The organism is Microbacterium sp. Leaf159 (assembly GCF_001423615.1).
Lineage (GTDB): Bacteria > Actinomycetota > Actinomycetes > Actinomycetales > Microbacteriaceae > Microbacterium.
Genome location: NZ_LMOU01000002.1, coordinates 644,474 through 660,987, shown reverse-complemented (window position 1 = coordinate 660,987; position 16,514 = coordinate 644,474). Strand labels below are relative to the sequence as shown.

The 16,514-nt window shown below is 68.3% G+C and carries 23 protein-coding genes; 11 read left to right on the top strand and 12 right to left on the bottom strand.

What is annotated here, in order from left to right; all coding sequences use genetic code 11:
* Positions 1–111: 111 nt before the first annotated feature.
* Positions 112–720, bottom strand: coding sequence for a TetR/AcrR family transcriptional regulator (locus ASF80_RS16870; RefSeq protein ID WP_235560033.1), 609 nt, complete (start codon positions 718–720; stop codon positions 112–114).
* 90 nt (positions 721–810) lie between these two features.
* Between ASF80_RS16870 and ASF80_RS16865 the strand changes: the two genes are divergently transcribed.
* Complete coding sequence (locus ASF80_RS16865; protein ID WP_056313215.1) at positions 811–1,644, top strand: SDR family NAD(P)-dependent oxidoreductase; 834 nt, start codon at positions 811–813, stop codon at positions 1,642–1,644.
* Between the two features lie 22 nt (positions 1,645–1,666).
* On the opposite strand, the gene ASF80_RS16860 is transcribed toward ASF80_RS16865, so the two are convergent.
* Positions 1,667–1,984 (bottom strand): NIPSNAP family protein, encoded by a 318-nt coding sequence (locus ASF80_RS16860; protein ID WP_056313213.1) that lies wholly within the window; start codon positions 1,982–1,984, stop codon positions 1,667–1,669.
* 61 nt (positions 1,985–2,045) lie between these two features.
* Here ASF80_RS16860 and ASF80_RS16855 point away from each other — a divergent pair, with 61 nt between their 5' ends.
* From ASF80_RS16855 to ASF80_RS16845, 3 genes are all read left to right on the top strand, one after another.
* Entirely contained in the window at positions 2,046–2,186 is a 141-nt protein-coding gene (locus ASF80_RS16855; protein WP_157521109.1) for a hypothetical protein, read from the top strand.
* Between the two features lie 307 nt (positions 2,187–2,493).
* Positions 2,494–2,739, top strand: coding sequence for a hypothetical protein (locus ASF80_RS16850; RefSeq protein ID WP_157521108.1), 246 nt, complete (start codon positions 2,494–2,496; stop codon positions 2,737–2,739).
* Positions 2,736–3,194, top strand: a complete 459-nt coding sequence (locus tag ASF80_RS16845) for a BLUF domain-containing protein (RefSeq protein ID WP_056313208.1) — start codon at positions 2,736–2,738, stop codon at positions 3,192–3,194. The genes ASF80_RS16850 and ASF80_RS16845 overlap by 4 nt, the downstream gene beginning before the upstream one ends.
* 89 nt (positions 3,195–3,283) lie before the next feature.
* Here ASF80_RS16845 and aztD read toward each other — a convergent pair whose 3' ends face one another.
* The 4 genes from aztD to aztB form a co-directional block, all read right to left on the bottom strand.
* Positions 3,284–4,492, bottom strand: coding sequence for a zinc metallochaperone AztD (gene aztD / locus ASF80_RS16840; protein ID WP_056313207.1), 1,209 nt, complete (start codon positions 4,490–4,492; stop codon positions 3,284–3,286).
* A gap of 29 nt (positions 4,493–4,521) precedes the next feature.
* Positions 4,522–5,433: a zinc ABC transporter substrate-binding protein AztC gene (gene aztC / locus ASF80_RS16835; protein ID WP_056313205.1), complete on the bottom strand. Its 912-nt coding sequence runs from the start codon at positions 5,431–5,433 to the stop codon at positions 4,522–4,524.
* Between the two features lies 1 nt (position 5,434).
* Entirely contained in the window at positions 5,435–6,658 is a 1,224-nt protein-coding gene (locus ASF80_RS16830) for a hypothetical protein (RefSeq protein WP_056313203.1), read from the bottom strand.
* Between the two features lie 74 nt (positions 6,659–6,732).
* On the bottom strand, positions 6,733–7,584 hold the full coding sequence (gene aztB / locus ASF80_RS16825) for a zinc ABC transporter permease AztB (RefSeq protein WP_268776039.1): 852 nt from the start codon (positions 7,582–7,584) through the stop codon (positions 6,733–6,735).
* 55 nt (positions 7,585–7,639) lie between these two features.
* Here aztB and aztA point away from each other — a divergent pair, with 55 nt between their 5' ends.
* Positions 7,640–8,293, top strand: coding sequence for a zinc ABC transporter ATP-binding protein AztA (gene aztA, locus ASF80_RS16820; protein ID WP_056313201.1), 654 nt, complete (start codon positions 7,640–7,642; stop codon positions 8,291–8,293).
* Positions 8,294–8,311: 18 nt separating this feature from the next.
* Here aztA and ASF80_RS16815 read toward each other — a convergent pair whose 3' ends face one another.
* Positions 8,312–9,337: a GTP-binding protein gene (locus ASF80_RS16815; RefSeq protein ID WP_056313198.1), complete on the bottom strand. Its 1,026-nt coding sequence runs from the start codon at positions 9,335–9,337 to the stop codon at positions 8,312–8,314.
* An 84-nt stretch (positions 9,338–9,421) separates the two neighbouring features.
* Between ASF80_RS16815 and ykgO the strand changes: the two genes are divergently transcribed.
* Positions 9,422–9,544: a type B 50S ribosomal protein L36 gene (ykgO, locus tag ASF80_RS16810; RefSeq protein WP_036311902.1), complete on the top strand. Its 123-nt coding sequence runs from the start codon at positions 9,422–9,424 to the stop codon at positions 9,542–9,544.
* 67 nt (positions 9,545–9,611) lie between these two features.
* Here the strand turns inward: ykgO and ASF80_RS16805 are convergent, their stop codons facing one another.
* Together ASF80_RS16805 and ASF80_RS16800 are read right to left on the bottom strand one after the other, a co-directional pair.
* Positions 9,612–9,992, bottom strand: a complete 381-nt coding sequence (locus ASF80_RS16805) for a sigma factor (protein WP_056313197.1) — start codon at positions 9,990–9,992, stop codon at positions 9,612–9,614.
* A gap of 110 nt (positions 9,993–10,102) precedes the next feature.
* Positions 10,103–11,044, bottom strand: coding sequence for a LysR family transcriptional regulator (locus ASF80_RS16800; RefSeq protein WP_056313195.1), 942 nt, complete (start codon positions 11,042–11,044; stop codon positions 10,103–10,105).
* A 124-nt stretch (positions 11,045–11,168) separates the two neighbouring features.
* On the opposite strand from ASF80_RS16800, the gene ASF80_RS16795 reads away from it, so the two are divergent.
* From ASF80_RS16795 to ASF80_RS16785, 3 genes are all read left to right on the top strand, one after another.
* Positions 11,169–12,197 carry a DUF1852 domain-containing protein gene (locus ASF80_RS16795; protein WP_056313701.1) on the top strand — a complete coding sequence of 343 codons (1,029 nt, stop codon included), beginning with the start codon at positions 11,169–11,171 and terminating at the stop codon, positions 12,195–12,197.
* A 37-nt stretch (positions 12,198–12,234) separates the two neighbouring features.
* Positions 12,235–13,272: a methionine synthase gene (locus tag ASF80_RS16790; protein ID WP_056313194.1), complete on the top strand. Its 1,038-nt coding sequence runs from the start codon at positions 12,235–12,237 to the stop codon at positions 13,270–13,272.
* A 298-nt stretch (positions 13,273–13,570) separates the two neighbouring features.
* Positions 13,571–13,897, top strand: a complete 327-nt coding sequence (locus tag ASF80_RS16785) for a hypothetical protein (protein ID WP_056313191.1) — start codon at positions 13,571–13,573, stop codon at positions 13,895–13,897.
* Between the two features lie 25 nt (positions 13,898–13,922).
* Here the strand turns inward: ASF80_RS16785 and ASF80_RS16780 are convergent, their stop codons facing one another.
* Together ASF80_RS16780 and ASF80_RS16775 are read right to left on the bottom strand one after the other, a co-directional pair.
* Positions 13,923–14,546 carry a cyclodeaminase/cyclohydrolase family protein gene (locus ASF80_RS16780; RefSeq protein WP_162239141.1) on the bottom strand — a complete coding sequence of 208 codons (624 nt, stop codon included), beginning with the start codon at positions 14,544–14,546 and terminating at the stop codon, positions 13,923–13,925.
* A 12-nt stretch (positions 14,547–14,558) separates the two neighbouring features.
* Positions 14,559–14,762 (bottom strand): hypothetical protein, encoded by a 204-nt coding sequence (locus tag ASF80_RS16775; protein WP_056313699.1) that lies wholly within the window; start codon positions 14,760–14,762, stop codon positions 14,559–14,561.
* 86 nt (positions 14,763–14,848) lie between these two features.
* On the opposite strand from ASF80_RS16775, the gene ASF80_RS16770 reads away from it, so the two are divergent.
* Positions 14,849–15,229 (top strand): thiol-disulfide oxidoreductase DCC family protein, encoded by a 381-nt coding sequence (locus ASF80_RS16770; RefSeq protein WP_056313187.1) that lies wholly within the window; start codon positions 14,849–14,851, stop codon positions 15,227–15,229.
* A gap of 30 nt (positions 15,230–15,259) precedes the next feature.
* Here the strand turns inward: ASF80_RS16770 and ASF80_RS16765 are convergent, their stop codons facing one another.
* Positions 15,260–16,015: a class I SAM-dependent methyltransferase gene (locus ASF80_RS16765; RefSeq protein ID WP_056313185.1), complete on the bottom strand. Its 756-nt coding sequence runs from the start codon at positions 16,013–16,015 to the stop codon at positions 15,260–15,262.
* Positions 16,016–16,176: 161 nt separating this feature from the next.
* Between ASF80_RS16765 and ASF80_RS16760 the strand changes: the two genes are divergently transcribed.
* Positions 16,177–16,494: a carboxymuconolactone decarboxylase family protein gene (locus tag ASF80_RS16760; protein ID WP_056313696.1), complete on the top strand. Its 318-nt coding sequence runs from the start codon at positions 16,177–16,179 to the stop codon at positions 16,492–16,494.
* Positions 16,495–16,514: the final 20 nt, after the last annotated feature.

The following is a 16,514-nucleotide window of genomic DNA, read 5'->3' as shown; positions in this document are numbered from 1 at the left end:
CCATCCTCGTGGATGTCGAGGATCAGCGGTATCGGCCGTTCGGGGGACACGTGTGCGGAAGGCGGATGACGGCGAGCAGATGACGGTGAGCTATTCGCCGTCGGCGAGAGGTCAGGACTTCGTCGGCTGCAGTCCGCGCCAGAAGATCTCACTCGCGACCTCGACGAGTTCTTCTGCCGGAACCCCGTCGAGCCGCCCGCCCGAGGCGAGGGTCGCCACCCCGTGGAACGCGGCGAAAGCGGTGAGCGCGATCCGCTGCGGGTCGCCGGGGCCGATCGCCCCGATCTGCTGCGCCGCATCGACGACCCGCATCGTGAGCTCCATCGACGAATGTCCCGCCACGATGAGTTCTGCCCGAGCATCCGGTGCGTGCTTGAGGCCGAACATGAGGGTCAGCAGCGTGGGCTGCGCGAGCGCGAAGGCCACGTATCCGCCGGCGAGCGCGTCGAAGCGGCGCCGCACCTCGTCGGCGGTCGACACCTCGCCCTCGATCACTTCGCTGAGCGCGGCGGTCAGGCGGTGGAAACCGTCTTCGGCGAGCGCATCGAGCAGCGCCTGCTTGTCGCGGAAATGCCGGCCGGGTGCTGCATGGCTCACGCCGGCATCTCGAGCGAGCTGGCGCAGCGACAGCGCCTCGACCCCGTCGGCTTCGATGCTCGACCTGGCGGCTTCGAGGAGCGTGCGGCGGAGATCGCCGTGGTGATAGCGCTGTTCGGGCACCCGACCATCGTAGCGATTCGATGTAGACATTGACAACACCCCGGGATGCGCGCACAATGATGTCACTGACAACATACGAAAGGCAGAATCATGGCGCTGGACCTGCGCGGAGGCACCGCACTCATCACCGGAGCGAGCTCGGGGCTCGGTGTCGAGTTCGCTCGACGCTTCGCCGCACGCGGATCGAACCTGGTGCTCGTCGCCCGACGCGTCGATCGCCTCGAGCAGCTCGCCACCGAACTGCGCACGGCCGCAGGGGTCGAGGTGGATGTCGTGCCGGCTGACCTCGGCGTCCCCGGAGCCGCCGCGGCCCTGCACCGCGAGATCGCCGAGCGGGGCATCCGCATCACCTCGCTGGTGAACAACGCCGGCTTCGGCTCGCACGTCGCGTTCGATCACGCCGACCCTGCGCGCATGACCGGAGAGATCCAGCTGAATGTGCTCACACTGGTCGAGCTGTCTCGTGCCTTCCTGCCGCAGCTGCTGCAAGGGCAGGGCGCACTCGTCACGGTCGCGAGCACCGCGGCGTATCAACCGACTCCCGGCATGGCCGTCTACGGCGCGACCAAGGCGTTCGTGCTGAGCTTCACTGAAGCGCTCTGGGCCGAGGCCCGCGGCACCGGTCTGCGCGTGCTCGCTGTCAGCCCGGGGTCGACCAAGACCGAGTTCTTCGATGTGGTCGGCACCGAGGCGGCATCCGTCGGTCGTCAGCAGACCGCTGGACAGGTGATCGACACGGCCTTCCGCGAGCTGGACCGCGCGAACGGCAAGCCCAGCGTCGTCTCGGGCGTCAGGAACCACCTGCTCGCACTCGGCACCCGCCTGCTGTCGCGGCGCGCACTCGCGCAGACGAGTGCTCGCCTTCTCGGCGATGTCCGCCTGGGAGGGGCTGAGAAAGTCGCGTCCGGAGCAGATCGCCTGTGACGACCCGAGAGGATCTCGCTTCTCAGTCGGCGTCTGCCGAGAAGACGGGGCTGAGGAAGCGCCGCTCGTAACGGCGGATGCACTGGGTTCTGCGTGCGAATTCGAACGCCTCCACGCACTCGGGGTCGGTCTTCGACGCCGTGCGGTAGACCTCGTACTCGCCAAGCGAGGGGAACGTGAACAGCGCGAACGCCTCGTCGCTGTCGCCTTCGCTCGGCATGAAGTAGCCGTGGTGGGTTCCGCCGTGCTTCGCCACCAGTCGGATCCACGCGCGGCCGTACTCGGTGAAGTCGTCGAGCTTGTCCGGGTCGATCTCGTAGCGCAGATGAACGGTGATCATGTCGTTCATCCTGTCAGAGCGGCGATCTCGCTTCAGGGCGCGAGTGGATAGCGTGGGCACCATGGATATCGCATCGATGATCATGAGGGCGTCGATCGTCTCGATCGCGTGGATCGCCTTCTGGCCGTGGGCGCAGCTCAAGCGGCTCAAGGAGTTGGAGACGCGCGCGGCTGCCGGGCCCGCCCCTGACCCGTCGTCGTGACCTCGCCGCGGCCTGCGCCCCAGGTCAGGTGACGGTCATCGATCACTCGGCTGCAGCGGCGTTCCGCTCCTCCTCGGAGTTCGGGGTCCAGCCGAACCAGCCGTCGCCGGACGCCATCACGCTCCAGTCTCCGCACGCGAAGACCGTCTTCGCCTTGTAGGGGCCGGGGCGTCGTCGAGCACCCGGAGGGGGCCGAGTAGCTCTCCACCTCGACGCAGTCGTCACCGAGCATCGAGCCGGCGAGGTATCGGCATCATCCTCGAGGATGATCCGAGCCCACCGGCATCCGCGAATGTACGCTGAAGTCATGCGTGATCAATCGCCGTCTGCCGTTCGTCCCCTGTGGGCGAGCGTTGCCGACGGGTTCTACGTCGGCAGTCGGGACGGATCGTTCCTCGGCTACATCGACCGTCAGGCTGACGGCCTCTGGCGTGCATTCGACGCCGCCTCGCGCGCGCTCGGCGACCATGCGGATCACCACGGGGCGATGGCTGCCGTCACCGCCGAGGCCGATTCCGGCGACACCGGGACTCGCGAGGGGGATGCCGGATGACCGCGGCGGATCCCCTCGTCTCGCTCGTCTACTGCAGCAGTGCCGCGCGGCCGTTCGACGAGCAGGAGCTCGCCCAGCTGTTGGAGGTGAGCCGTGCGCGGAACAGTGCCCGGGACATCACCGGGATGCTGCTCTACCGCGGGGGAGAGTTCGTCCAGATCCTGGAAGGACCGCGGTCCGACGTCGAAGCGTTGATGGAGGCGATCGGTCAGGATCCGCGTCACCGGGACGTGCGTGTGCTGATCGAGGAGCCGCTGCACGAGCGTCGGTTCGACGAGTGGACGATGGGATATCAGTCCCTGGTCGCTGCGGAGCCGGGGATGGCATCGGGATATCGCGACTCGTTCGAGGATCTGCGCATGGGGGATCACGACATGATCGGCCGGGCGATCATGGAGTTGACCCTGTGGTTCCGAGTGCGTGAGTCGGCCAGCCGGCAACCGGCCGAGAGCTGAGCCGGTAGCGACTCGTCACACGATCTTCGCAGCGGAAGAGCGCAGAGGAACCGGAGCGATCGCCCCGGCCCCTCTTACTGCGCGTCTCCTCAGCCTGCGGCGGGGGCGATCTCGTTCGGCGTCACGTCGAGCTCGGTGCTGGCGAGCACCTCACCCGTGGTCAGGTCGACGGCGTGCACGCTGTTCGAGGCGGGCTCGGTGACGTAGGCGACGTTCCCGGCGACGACGATCGCGGGGTGGGCGTCTTGCCACTCGGCCGGTCCCTCCCACGCCTCGACGACGGGGAAGCTGTCGGTGATCTCACCGGTCTCCGGGTCGAGCACGTGGATCGCGCCGTCGCTGCTGAGGATGTAGGCGAGGTCCTCCGGTCCGCGGACGATGTCACGGAAGGTGTATTCGACGCCTGCAGGCAGGTTGACGACCTCGAGCGTCTTGGCCTCGGTGTCGATCAGGGTCACGGCGCTGAGCAGGTAGCCCTCGGCGTCGACGTCGTTCTTGTAGTCGCCGACGATGATCGGGCTGGTCTCGCTGACGTAGGCGTTGCCCATGCGTCCGTACGGCTGGTCGGGGGCGTCGACCTTGGTGATCTCGCCGTCCTGGAAGATCAGTGCGCCGTTCTCGCACCCGAAGACGACGGCCTCATCCTTGGCGGTGCCTTCGCCGTGCACGCCGGGGCACTGGTCGGACGAGGCGATCTCGGCGCCCTCGGCATCCTTCGCCACGATGCCGTTGCGTCCGTCGGCGTTGCCGACGGTGGTCAGGAACGTGCCGTCCTCGAGCACGACCGAGACGCCGTGGTGCGCCTCGACGCCCGGAATGGTCTCGACCTCGGGCAGGCCGTCGGCGCTCGCGAGGTCTGCGGTCTCGAAGATCGTCGTGTCGCTCGTGCCGTCGGCGTAGAGCACGGTCTTGTCGGCGTGACGCACGACGTGACCGGGGGTGTCGGCCTCGAAGACCGTATCGGTGAGCTCGGGCTCGTCGGTCGTTCCGGCCGCTGTGTCGAGAACCTGGAAGCCCTCGCTCATCGTGACCATGACGTGTCGTCCGTCGCCGGCGGCGTTGAGGCGCGTGAACGGCTCGGACTCGAAGTCGGCGACCGTCTCGAGCGTCTCGCCGTCGAGCACGAGGATGCCGCCCTCATAGGCGACCGCGACGCGAGCGCCCGCCTGCGTGTCGGAGGAGCTGCCGTCGGAGGTCGATGCCGGCGCGGTCGAGCCGCCGGCGCATGACGCCAGGGACACGACGGCGCCGAGTGCCGCGGCGCTGATCAGCGCGCGACGAAGGGGGGAGGTTCGCATGTGCATTCCTCTTTCTCTGTGGTGGGGTCTCAGGAGGTGAGACCGGTGGTGATGCGCTCGGTGTTGATGCGCATCATGGTCAGGTAGTCGGGGGCGCCCTCGTCGGGGCCGGTGAGCGATTCCGTGTACAGCTCGATGACCTCGACCTGCACGTTCGCCTCGCTCGCGAGCGCCTGGACCAGGCGGTCGGGAGACGAGGACTCGGCGAAGATCGCGGGCACGCCGGTCTCTTCGATCGCGTCGACGAGGTCTGCCAGATCGGATGCCGAGGGCGCGGCGAGCGTCGTGCCGCCGGGGATCACCGCTCCGACGATGTCGAAGTCGAAGCGCTCCGCGAGATAGCCGAAGACGTGGTGGTTGGTGACCAGGGCTCGGCGCTCGTCGGGAATCGTCGTGAACGCTTCGGCCATCTCGGCGTCCAGCGCCTGGAGCTGCCCCCGATAGTCCTCGACGGCCGCGTCGAGCACTTCCGCGTCGATGCCGTCGATCTCTGCGAGCACGGGCTCGATGGCGTCGACCACGTCGATCATGCGCTCGGGGTCGGTCCAGAAGTGCGAGTCCGGCATGCCCGTGGCATCGCCTTCGCTGTAGTCGAGGACCTCGATCACGTCTCCGGCCACGAACGCAGGCACGGTGTCGGCGGCGTCGAGGTGCTGCTGCAGCCCCTGCTCCAGGCCGAGGCCGTTCGACACCAGCAGGTCGGCGCCGCGCAGAGTCGCGGCCTCCTGCGCCGAGATCTCGAACGAGTGCGGGTCGGCGTTGGGCTTCATGAGCGTGACGACCTGCGCCTGCTCTCCGACCAGTTCTTCGACGACGTCGCCGAGGATGTTGGTCGAGACGACGATGGTCGGGCGGGTGTCGTCCGCCGTCGCGCAGGCGGTGAGGCCGATCACGGCGAGGGCGGTGGCGGTGAGGGTCGCGAAGATCCGTGGGGAGCGCATGTCAGCGTCCTGTCTCGGCGACGAACGCCGGTTCGGTGGCGGTCTCGAACGTGCGCGCGATGCGCGCGGCATCCGCGTAGTCGATCTCGTAGAGGCGGTGCTCGATCGGCGCACTCAGATAGGCGCGGTGCTGATCGGCGATGAGCGTCGGCTCCGCGCCCGAAGACAGAGACTGCGCCGCGAGCGGTGCCGTCTCGGCGAGCACCGATCCGTCGTCGCCGTTCAGCACGAGCACTCGACCGTCCTGAGCGAGTGCGAGCAGGTGGCCGTCTTCGTCGTCGACCGCCGTCACCTGTGCGAGCGGTGCGGGGTAGGGGAGCAGGGTCCACGACCTCGCGCGGGTGTCGAGCATCCAGATCCCCTCGGAGCCGGCGAGACCCGCGACGGTCGGGCGCCCCTCGCGGTTGTCGAACGATTCGGCCGGCGGAGCGGTCGTGCCGGCCGGGTAGGGGATGCGCTCGACCTGCAGTTCGTCGCCGTCGACGTGCGCGAGCAGGGCGCCGTCCTGGCATCCGATGACCGCCCCCACGCGCGTGGTGATGGTGCCGGACGGAGCGACGCACGGCACGTCGAGGCCCGTCTCCTCGCCGTCGGCCGTGTACCCGCGCACACTCGTTCCCACGCCATCGGAGGCCTCGGTGACGAGCGCGAACGAGCCGACCGGCACGACGAGGCCTGCGTGCGGCTCGCGCTCGATGCGGAACAGCTCGCTTATCTCGCCCTTCGACAGTGCCTGCGTGTCGAGCAGCACGGCCTCTCCGGAACCCGCGAACGAGATGCCGGTGCCCCCGGTCGTCGAGAGGTTGGTGGTCGCGACCGCCGCCATGCCCTCGCCGGGCACCGAGCCGAGCACGGCCGGAGCCGCTCGGTAGTAGTGGAAGTGATCGATGTGGTCCCAGGTCCACACCCCGCTGTCGACGATCTCGATGCCGTCGTCGGTCTGCGCGAACAGGTAGCGGCCGTCGGTCGTCAGAGCGCTCGGTGCGGAGATCTCGCCGATGTCCGTCACGCTCTCGTCGAGCAGGTCCAGGTGGCTCACGGCGCCGTCGGCATCGATCGACGTCAGCCCGAGCTGCGGCTCGGCCACCTCCTCCGCGCCGGCGACGGCGCCGTGTCCGTCATCCGAGGATTCACTGGACGCCCGGTCGACGGGGCCCGAGCTGCAGGCGACCAGGGAAACGGTGAGGGCACCGGTGAGGGCGAAGAGGGTGATGCGAGAGCGCACGGGGTCCTTTCGTGTCGTGAGTCGTGGGTCGTGTGTCGTGGGTCATGCGGGGTCGCGTCGTCGCGTCGGCGGGTTCAGGCGCGTCGCGCCCGCGATCCGAGAGAATCGGCGGCTGCTCGCACGGCCCACGAGAGGCAGGCGAGCAGGATGGCGGATGCCGCGACCGATGCCCCCGCGGCCGTCGCCGCGTACCACGAGGCGAGCAGGCCGAGGAAGACCGCGGCGACGCCGAAGAGCGCGGCGAGCGCCATGCGGGTCGGGATGCGGGTGGTCCAGTGCCCTGCGGCGACGGCCGGTGCGAGCAGCAGGCCGACGACGAGCATCGATCCGACGGCCTGATACGACGCGACGACCGCGAGAGTCACGAGTCCGACGAGCGCGGCCTGCGCGATCTGCGGGCGAAGTTCCAGCACCGAGGCGATCCGCGCATCGAGCGACAGGGCGACGAACGAGCGATGGAGCATGGCGGCGGTGATCAGTCCGACGGTCGCTGCCGCGGCGAGCAATGCGATGTCGGTCCCGCTGATCGCGAGGATGTCGCCGAAGAGGATCGCCGTCGCGTCGGTGGCGAAGCTGCCGGAGTGGGAGATGATGATGACCCCGAGCGCGAGCATCGAGACGAACAGCAGGCCGATGCTCGTGTCGTACGACAGCCGTGCTCGGCGCTGCAGCGCGCCGATGCCGAGGCTCATGGCGATGGCGCTGAGAGCGCCGCCGACCAGCACCGGCAGCGACAGGACGGTGGCGAGGGCGACCCCGGGGAGCATCCCGTGTGCGAGTGCCTCGCCGAGGAACGCCATGCCGCGGATGACCACCCAGGTGCCGACGACGGCGCAGAGGATCGCCACGAGTGCGCCGCCGAGCATCCCGCGCTGCAGGAAGTCGAGGGCGAAGGGGGCGAGCACGCCGGAGGGGTGGGAGGTCACGTTCAGGGAGCCTAGGGCTTTTTGATAATGATTATCAAACTCATAAGATGTAGGGGTGCTCGACCTTCCCCTCACCCCGCGTGCGACCGCTGACCTCGCGGGAGTCACCGTCTCGTTCGCAGACCGCGCGGCGCTCGTGGGCGTCGACGTCTCGATCGCCTCCGGCGCGGTCACCGTCATCACCGGGCCGAACGGCGCCGGCAAGTCGACTCTTCTCGAAGTGCTCGGGGGCACGCGCGCGATGACCTCCGGCATCCGCACCGTGCGCGGTGCTGTGGCGTTCGTGCCTCAACGAGCCGCCATCCCGGTCGGCCTTCCCGTGTCGGTGAGAGACGTCGTCAGCGTCGGCGCGTGGGGTCGGCTCGGGCTGTGGCGACGCATGGATGCCACAGCGCGCGAGCTCATCGAGAGATCGATGGAGCGCCTCGAGATCCGTGCGCTGGCACGTGAGCCGTTCTCCTCGCTCTCCGGCGGCCAGCAGCAGCGGGCACTGCTGGCGCAGGGGTTGGCTCGCGATGCCGACCTTCTGCTGCTCGACGAGCCGACGACCGGCCTCGACGCATCGAGTGCCCGTCGGATCCGCGCGGTGCTGCGCGAGGAGTCGGCACGCGGGGTCGCGGTCGTCTGCGTCTCGCACGACCCCGCCGTCATCGGCGATGCGGACTGCACGATCCCGCTTCTCGACGGGCGCGTGCGCGTCGGGGCGTGACCCTTCAGCGCGCGCGGGTCACTGGTCGCCACTCCGCCCTGCCTGGTCCACGATCGAGGGCCACGCGGGGAACGGGTCCGAGAACCTCCACCACGCGGTGGGTCCTGCCGTCAGCTCGTCATCGGTGACGGTCGCGTCGTCGAGTGCGGTCCGAAGCCCCGCGTGGTCGAGATCCAGTCCGGTGACGGCGAGATCCTGCACCGTGGATGCGGTCTCGACGTCGGTGGAGACGGGATCGATCCAGAGGGCGGAGCCGACCTGATCCCAGCGCGCGAGGATGCCGGTGCGGCTGGCCAGCCGACGGAATCCGGCGGAACGCAGCACGACCCCGTGATGACCCGACTCGATGACGTCGAGCGCGGTGTGCAGCCGTGCCGGGTGGAACGGGCGGGGCTGCTCGTAGCGCACCGTCGTGACCCTGGAGTCCGTCATGTGCGGGTCGTGCTCGTCGTTCAGGGAGTGGACCCATCCGGCCCGTTCGAGCAGTGGCGGCGCGAAGCGCGGCGAGGCACGCAGGGCATGGAGGTCCTCGGCGGGGCCCCGCGACAGCCGCACGCGGGCCGTCGGGTTGAGGTGGGAGGCGAGTGCCATGAGCAGCGAGAGTTCGGCGGTGGGTGTCGACTCCCAGTTCACGAAGGCGATGAGAGTCGCGCCCTCGATGTAGGAGACCGCCCGGCGGGCGCGCGAGCCGAAGTCCCGGCGGTCGTCACCCTCGGGTGCGCCGACGATGAGGGGCGCGCCGTCGCGGAGGTCATGCCCGAGGTGCACGGTGTCGACCACGCAGATGACCGACGCGTCGGGGCCCTGGGCCAGGGCGAGGTGGGGGAGGTCGAGCTCGCTCGCGAGGTCGGCGACGATCTCCACGGGTCTCCGTGCGATCGACGGATGTTCGAGTGAGAACTCGACGGGATGCCGCCCTCGCGCCGGCCGCCCGTCGACCAGAGGCAGCAGGCGTCCGTCGGTGGCCTGCGCCAGTCGCTCCGCGTATGACCGACGCTCCGGTGCGCACACTCCGACGACGATGACGGGATTCCTGGTGTCCACGAACGACCTGCTCTTCCTCTTTGACCGGATGCTGCTCCTCACCCTACAGTGTTAATGAGAAGCATTATCAATAAGGAGATCGTCATGAAGGTTCGCGCGTCGCTCAAGTCCCTGAAGAATCAGCCCGGCGCCCAGGTCGTGCGCCGACGGGGCAGGGTGTTCGTGATCAACAAGCTCAACCCGCGGTTCAAGGGCCGGCAGGGCTGACCCGGGTCAAGAACGGGGCTCGGGTGGAGGGGCGCCGTGGCCTACGCGGTCCGAGCGGCCGACCCGGTCACGCGGACAGGCGTCCGAGCGGACCGTCGAGTCCGTCCCCGACCGTCTCGCCCGTCGTCGCAGTGGCGTCCGCCGCGAGCACGCGCTCGTCCGCGCGACGTCGGGCGATCTCCGAGATCCACTCACAGGGGCTGCCTCGGAACGCCGTGAACTCCCGCGCATGCGACCAGGCGTGCACGTAGGTGTCCTGGAGGATCTCCTCCGCAGCCGCCTTGGCATCGATCACGCTGAGGATGAGGCCGAAGACGCGAGTGCACGTGAGGTCGTACAGCTGGGCGAAAGCCGTCTGGCTGCCGCCGGCGATGTGCGTCATGAGATCGGCCTCGGCGCCCCACGACGCATCCCCGCCGAGGCGAGGAGGATCGTGGTGAATGCTCATGTGCTGATGGTGGCATGCGAGTGGATAACGGGGATGGCTCTTGCGCGAGAGGTCGACGAAGTGCTAGCGGCAGCTGCTCATCGGCAGGGGTCCTCTCGTGCCGCGCGAGCTCAGCCGAGCAGCGTCACACCGAAGCCCGAGACGACTGTCCGGAGCTCCGCGAGGTAGCGCTGCGCCTGCTCGGTCAGCGGGATCGCGGAGTGGCCGATCCAGCCGATCTCGATGCGCTCGTCGACGTCGAGCGGGATGGCGACGATCTCGGGGTCGAGATCGTCGCTGATGATGCCTGTCGAGATGGTGTATCCGTCGAGCCCGATCATCAGGTTGAAGATGGTCGCGCGGTCGGAGACCCGGATCTCCTGCGGGCTCGAGAGCGTGGAGAGGATCTCCTCGGCGAAGTAGAAGGAGTTGTTCGCGCCCTGGTCGAAGGTGAGCCGCGGCACCTCGGCGAGATCGTCGAGGGTCACGCGATCACGAGATGCCAGAGGATTCTTGCGCGAGATGAAGATGTGCGGTTCGGCGACGAAGAGCGGGCGGAAGGCGAGCCCGGAGTCTCGGAGCAGCTTGTCGATGACGTTGCGGTTGAAGTCGTTGCGGTACAGGATGCCCAGTTCGCTGCGGAGGGTGCGGACATCTTCGATGATGTCCCACGTGCGCGTCTCTCGCAGCGAGAACTCGTATTCGGCGGCCGAGGTCGCCTTCACCATCCGCACCAGTGCATCGACGGCGAACGAGTAGTGCTGCGTCGACACCCCGAGCAGGCGTCGTGACGGCGGGCGCCCGAGGTAGCGCTGCTCGAGGAGCGCGACCTGCTCGACGACCTGCCTCGCATACCCGAGGAACTCCACGCCGTCGGTGGTGAGCGTCACTCCGCGGGCGGAACGCAGGAGCAGGACGCGCCCCACGCGGCTCTCGAGGTCTTTCATCGCCGCCGACATCGTGGGCTGCGCGACGTAGAGCAGATCCGCTGCCGCACTGATCGATCCTTCTGCGGCGACCTCGATGTAATACGTGAGCTGCTGCAGGGTGATCCCACTCGATCGTTTGGCCATAGGCACAGACTATGCCATCGCATAGTCGTGGAGCATTACCCGATGGAGGTGCTCTCGGCGCACCATGGAGGCATCCCCTTTCGCGAGGCCGAGCCCGGCCGATCAGTTCACCGATTGGCACCTCATGGCCCACGAATTCACGTTCCGCATCACGACGACCCGCTTCGACGAGGACTATTCGCCGTCGCACGATTCCCGCATCACCACGAACTTCGCCAACCTGGCGCGCGGGGAGCACCGTCAGCAGAACCTGCGCAACGCGCTGACGATGATCGACCGTCGGTTCAACGACCTGGCCCGCTGGGACAATCCGGGCGGTGACCGCTACACGCTCGAACTCGAGATCATCTCGGTCGCTGTGCAGTTCGCCGCGGAGGGCGAGGACCGGGAGTTCCCCCTGCTCGAGGTTCTGGACATCCAGATCGTCGACCGCCTGACCGGAAAGCGCACCCACGGGATCGTCGGCAACAACTTCTCGTCGTACGTGCGCGACTACGACTTCAGTGTGCGACTGCCGGCCGCCAGCGAAGCCGCGGGTCGATTCGCCCTTCCCGACGACTTCGGCGATCTGCACGGCAAGCTCTTCCAGCACTTCCTCGACTCCGAGGCCTACCAGGAGCGGTTCTCCCTCTCGCCGGTGATCTGCATCAGCGTCTCGACGAGCAAGACGTACCGTCGCACCGACAATCATCACCCGGTCCTCGGGGTCGAGTATGAGCAGAAGGACTCGTCGCTGACCGATGCGTACTTCGCCAAGATGGGTCTCTCGGTTCGGTACTTCATGCCGCGCGGCAGCGTCGCGCCGCTGGCGTTCTACTTCCGCGGCGATCTGCTGAACGACTACACGAACCTCCAACTCATCGGCACGATCAGCACGATGGAGACGTTCCAGAAGATCTACCGCCCGGAGGTCTACAACGCGAACTCGGCCGCGGCGGGCATCTATCAGCCGAGTCTCGAGCAGCAGGACTACTCGGTGACCAAGATCGCGTACGACCGCGACGAGCGGAGTCGACTTGCAGCCGAGCAGGGCAGGTTCACGGACGAGCACCTGATGCAGCCGCACGGCGAGCTTCTCGAGCAGTGGGCCGCCAGTTACGGCGACACGGCCGACGACCGTGTGCCTGCCGACGACCTCGCCCCCGTCGCCTGACCATCTTTCTCGCCCGACCGACGGAGAACTCCACACCATGACCACGCTTCTTCCCACGTCGATCGTCGGCAGCCTGCCCAAGCCGTCCTGGCTCGCCCAGCCCGAAACCCTCTGGTCGCCCTGGAAGCTGGAGGGCGATGCTCTGGTCGAGGGCGTGCAGGATGCTCTGCGCATCACCGTCGAGGAGCAGCATCAGGCCGGCCTCGACATCATCAGCGACGGCGAGCAGAGCCGCCAGCACTTCGTCACGACGTTCATCGAGCATCTCTCCGGCGTCGATTTCGACCAGCGGGAGACCGTTCGGATCCGCGACCGATACGACGCCAGCGTGCCGACCGTCGTCGGAGCTGTGAGCCGCGAGAAGCCCGTGTTCGTCGAGGATGCCAAGTTCCTCCGCCAGCAGACCGATCAGCCGATCAAGTGGGCCCTGCCCGGTCCGATGACGATGATCGACACTCTGTACGACCGCCACTACAAGAGCCGCGAGAAGCTGGCCTGGGAGTTCGCGACGATCCTCAACCAGGAGGCGCGGGAGCTCGAGGCGGCGGGGGTCGACATCATCCAGTTCGACGAGCCGGCGTTCAACGTCTTCTTCGACGACGTGAAGGACTGGGGCGTCGCGGTTCTCGAGAGAGCGGCCGAAGGACTGCGTGCCGAGACCGTGGTGCACATCTGCTACGGCTACGGGATCAAGGCGAACACCGACTGGAAGGCGACTCTCGGGGCGGAATGGCGGCAGTACGAGACGTCGTTCCCGCTGCTGCAGCAGTCGAGCATCGACACCATCTCACTGGAGAGCCACCACTCGCACGTCCCGCTGGACCTCATCGAGCTCATCCGGGGCAAGAAGGTCATGCTCGGAGCCATCGACGTCGCCAGTGACACGATCGAGACCCCCGAAGAGGTCGCCGACACCCTGCGCGATGCCCTCCGCTTCGTCGACGCGGACAAGTTGATCCCGAGCACGAACTGCGGCTTGGCGCCGTTGCCTCGTGACGTCGCGCGAGGCAAGTTGCGTGCGCTCAGTGCTGGGGCCGCGCTGCTCCGCGAGGAGCTCGCCGCCGTCAGGGTGTGAACCGCGGTTCACCGCCGCCCACAGTGGAGGGACTCTCTCTCGGCGGGCGTTTCGCAACCGTCGGCACAGAGCCCCTCGACCGGAGCCACTCCGGGGGCGATCCCCATGACGCCTACGGCGCCGGCTCTCAGGTCGTGACGATACGCGCGATCCGCTCGCCACGGCATCCCATGGCGGATGCTGTCGGGTGGGCGTACCCTTTTCTCGTCTGCGCGCCGAGGGGGCGCCGCCGCTAGCATCCACCCGTCGGGCGGGCAAGGGGCGCGGGTATCCGGCCGTGGTGGCATAGAACGGCACTATGCAATTGATCCTGTATGGCGGCGACGAGTTCCTGACCGGTGACGACATCGCGGACGCGCTGTTGGCCTACGGGCGCGCGCTGGGCGATGAGGAGCGTGCCGAGATCGTCGAGATACCCGTGCGGGAGCACGACGGCACCGTCGTGACGGCGAAGTTCCTGATCGGTCCGGCCAGCCAGATCGTGGCGAAGACGGTCACCGAGACCGGGCCGGAGCTGGAGGACGCCGAGTTGGTCCGTCGATTGCAGGCGCTCACCCGCGGAGTCGAATCTCCCTCGGGGCCGCCGCTCGAGGCCCCCGAGGGTCCGGAGTACCAGGTCGACTAGACCGGATCGATGCGGATAGGGAAGATCAGCCTTCGAACTCCGCGGAGAGGTCGCCCGCGATCTGCGCGGCGCTCTGCTGTGTCTCAGCCAGTTGCGCGGCGACGACTCGCAATTCGGCCAGGTCCGCTGCCGTCGCGTGATGCGCGCGAGCAGTCCGGAGGTTGGCACGCAGATTGATCGAGGACCCTGAGAGACCCGCGCTGAGCGCAGCGGCTGCGACGGCGAGGTCTGCCGACAGGCTCCGGTTCCCGATCTCGCGAAGCACGCGCAGCTCGCTCAGCAGTGCCATGCCGGATGCTCCGAGTCGCGCCGCCGACTCCGCCGCGCGCACGGCTGCGTCGCGCACTCGGGCGTCGCGATCCTGGTCGTCCTCGGGCAGGGCGAGCGCGCTGCCGAAGTCGGCGGAGACGATTCCGTCGCTCTCCGCGCCGCGAAGCGCCTCGCCGCGCAGACCTGCCACTCGCCGCCCGCACTCCGCTGCGCGTGGATCATCGGGCGTGTATGCGGCGACCATGCTCAACAGTGATGCGGCGATGCCGAGCATCACACCGGACGCAGCGCCGCCTCCCGGCGCCCCGGTGGACTGACCGAGCTTCGCGAGCCAGTCGTCCAGTGGGATCGACGTCGGGATATCGGTGGGTGACTCCACGTGGCCGAGCACTCAGCGCGAGGTCGGCGGCAGCTTGTCGACGCCGTGGCGGTTCGGCTTGTCGGGCTCTGCAGCCGTCTCGGGTGATGCGTGCGCGGGGCCGGTCGGTGCCTCGGAGGTCGGATAGCTCGGCTCGTCGATGTCGATCGCCTTGTCGCGCTCATCGAGCGGCGGCAGATGGTCGAGGGGCTGTTTGATGTCGTCGGGGTGGCTCATGCCCATAGATTCCGCCATGGCCGTGCACGGGTACAGGGGGTTGAGATCGCGAGAGTCCTGTGGTTCGGGAGCGTAGTGTCGGAGCCATGCCCACCGAACCGCTGCTCGTCTTCGATGGCGACTGCGCCTTCTGCACGATGTGGGTGCGGCGACTCGAGAACGCCTTCGACAGATTTCCGGACGCGCAGCCGTGGCAGTGGCTCGACCTGGACGAACTCGCGCTCAGCCATGATGACGTGACCCATTACGTCTGGCTGCTGGCCGGCGGGCGACGATTCCGTGGCCACGCGGCGTTCGCCGCACTGCTGCAACTGCAGCCGCAGGGGATCCTTCGCTTCCTCGGCCATCTGCTCGTGACCCCGCCGTTCTCGTGGGCGGCATCGCTCGGCTATTCGTTGATCGCCCGCTTCCGGCATCGCCTCCCCGGCGGCACGGCGGCGTGTGCGATGCCGCGCGCGGCGGGCTGATCAGGCAGCTCTCGCCGGGGTGAGGTCGGCTCAGCGCCGACGGGCGTCGATCAGATGCCTGGTCGAGTGGGCGACGAACGTGCCCTCCGCCTGGATGAGCTCGTGCAGATCGCGGAGCCGGTCGAGGTGCGTCTCGACCGTGAAACCCGGAACCCACCAGATCACCTTGCGCAGCAGATAGACCACGGCGGCGACGTCGTGGATCTCGATCCGGAGTCTCGCGGTGCGGAGGTCGACGACCTCGAGTCCTGCAGCCTCGGCCGCGAGGACCTCGTCATCGTGGTGTCGGCCGCGGCGGGCCTCCGGCTGCGGCCCGAGGAAGAACTCGATCAGCTCGAAGGCGCTCGCTGGCCCCACGTGCTGCGCGAGATAGGTGCCGCCGGGGCGGAGCACGCGCGCGATCTCGTTCCACCAGATCGTGGCGGGGTGGCGGCTCGTGACCAGATCGAATGCGGCATCGGCGAACGGCAGCGGGGGCTCGTCCTGATCGGCCACGACGGCCACGCCCCGCGGATGCAGCAGACGGGTGGCGTGCGCGATGTTCGGTGGCCAGGACTCCGTCGCGACCGCGACGGGCGGGAACGATGCGGCTTCAGAGAGCACCTCGCCGCCGCCGGTCTGGATGTCGAGGGAGGCGGATGCTGCGCCCAGGCGCTCACCCAGCAGGCGCGCGTAACGCCACGGAGGGCGTTCCTCGGTCGCCCGCCCGTCGAGCCAGGAGAAGTCCCAGCCCGAGACGTCTGCGGTCGAACCGGCCTCGATCAGAGCGTCGAACGGATCGGTCATCCCTCGATTCTGTCATCGCGGAACCGTCGGATTCCGTCTGCGGCGCCCCGCGAACGAGGTACCGTCAGGGCCTCCCTCGTTCCGGTCGTCCCGCCTAGCGTCGAAGGGACGGATGCGGCGACCTGCCGGTGCCGCGACGCTGAATGAGGAAGAAGGACACCATGACCGGAGACAATCCCCGTGTCGCACCCCAGCTCGTGCGCGACCTCGCCCCGAAACTCGCCGACCTCACCGACGGCGTGCTCTTCGCCGATGTCTGGGAGCGTCCGGAGCTCTCGCCGCGGGAGCGGAGCCTGATCACGGTGGCGACGCTGATCGCCCTCGGGCGGGATGCTCAGCTGGTGTCGCACATGAACAAGGCGATCGCCAACGGCATCAGCCGCGAGGAGCTTGCCGAGGTGGCGACGCATCTCGCTTTCTACGCCGGCTGGCCCGCGGCGATGAGCGCCGTGTCGGTGCTCGCGACCATCGAGGAGTGAGTGGAGCTGGTCGGTGAGGG